The organism is Vibrio sp. 10N.261.52.A1 (genome assembly GCF_002876325.1).
Classification (GTDB): domain Bacteria; phylum Pseudomonadota; class Gammaproteobacteria; order Enterobacterales; family Vibrionaceae; genus Vibrio; species Vibrio chagasii.
The window spans coordinates 1-1,261 of sequence record NZ_MCYD01000799.1 but is presented as its reverse complement, the minus strand read 5'-3'; the positions used below and the strand labels follow the sequence as shown (position 1 = coordinate 1,261).

Here is a 1,261-nt window from a genome sequence, read left to right as displayed (position 1 = left end):
TGATCTGCTCCAGTTAGACTGGACACCGCATTAAGCGACATATTGTTTTTCAAAGTTAACTGGACTTAGATACCCAAGGGCACTGTGCCTTCTTGTTCGATTATAATCAACTTCGATATATTCAAAAAGTGCTTGGCGCATCTCTTCTCGCGTCATTATCGGCTCGTATTGAACGGCTTCTACTTTCATTGAGTGGAAAAAGCTTTCAACACAGGCGTTATCCCAGCAATTTCCCTTCCTAATCATACTTTGTTTTAGATTATGGGCTGAGATTAAGTCTCTGTAGTCTTTTGAACAATATTGGCTACCTCTATCACTATGGATAATTACCCCTTCGGGCATGCCTCTACGGAACAATGCCATTGATAGCGCATCACAGACCAGAGTCGCGGTCATTCTGGTGCTCATTGACCAACCAACTACTTGCCGTGAGTACAAGTCGATAACAACCGCCAAATACATCCAACCTTCGCTTGTCGCTAGATAGGTAATATCTCCAGCCCATTTTTGGTTTGGTGCTGTCGCATTAAAATCTTGCTCTAGCAAGTTCGGGGCAACAGGAAGCCTATGCTTGCTGTCTGTCGTACATTTAAACTTACGGGCTGCCTTCGCGACTAAGCTCTGGCGCTTCATGCTCGCGGCAATGGTTTTTACATCGTGCTTATTACCATTTGCCTCAAGTTCTTTTTGAATACGCCTTGCACCGTCGCGTTCCTTTTTATCATCAAAGACTTCTCGAACTTTGCTGTCAAGCTGCTTTCGGTGCTCGTTGCGTTGAGTGACTTTATGGCGATTATCAATCCAATAATAAAACCCACTTCGAGAAACCCCAAACACCTTAGCCATACGGAAAATCCTATATTGCATAAGGTGTTCGAGCATAAACTCATAGCAATCTACTTTAGATTTTTCGCGAAGTAGGTGGCGGCCTTTTTTACGATATCTAGCTCTTCAGCTTGCTCAGCCAATAACCGTTTGAGTTTGGCATTTTCAGTGGCGAGTTCCCTTTCTCTATCGCTGATTTTCGCATCTTTTTTGACGGCTTTACGCCATCCATAAATTTGAGATTCATACAACGATAGCTGTCGTGCGGCAGCAGCGACACCGACTTTCTCTGCCAACTTAAGTGCTTCGGATTTAAATTCAGGAGCATGTTTGATTCGTGTTTTCTTAGTTGTCATTGTTCACCTCGTTAGTGATTGTACTCACTTAACTCAGTGTCCAAAACTTCTGGTGCAGATCACTTGCGCCAGGTACGTCG

Annotated in this window: 1 protein-coding gene; it reads right to left on the bottom strand. The window is 43.9% G+C overall.

All coding sequences use genetic code 11. The features are described from left to right. Nucleotides 1–30 precede the first annotated feature (30 nt). A protein-coding gene (locus BCT81_RS16715) for an IS3 family transposase (protein WP_102425173.1) occupies nucleotides 31–1,181 on the bottom strand; the annotation gives its coding sequence in 2 pieces (ribosomal slippage) (nucleotides 31–938 and nucleotides 938–1,181; 1,152 coding nt in all). Between the last annotated feature and the right edge of the window lie 80 nt (nucleotides 1,182–1,261).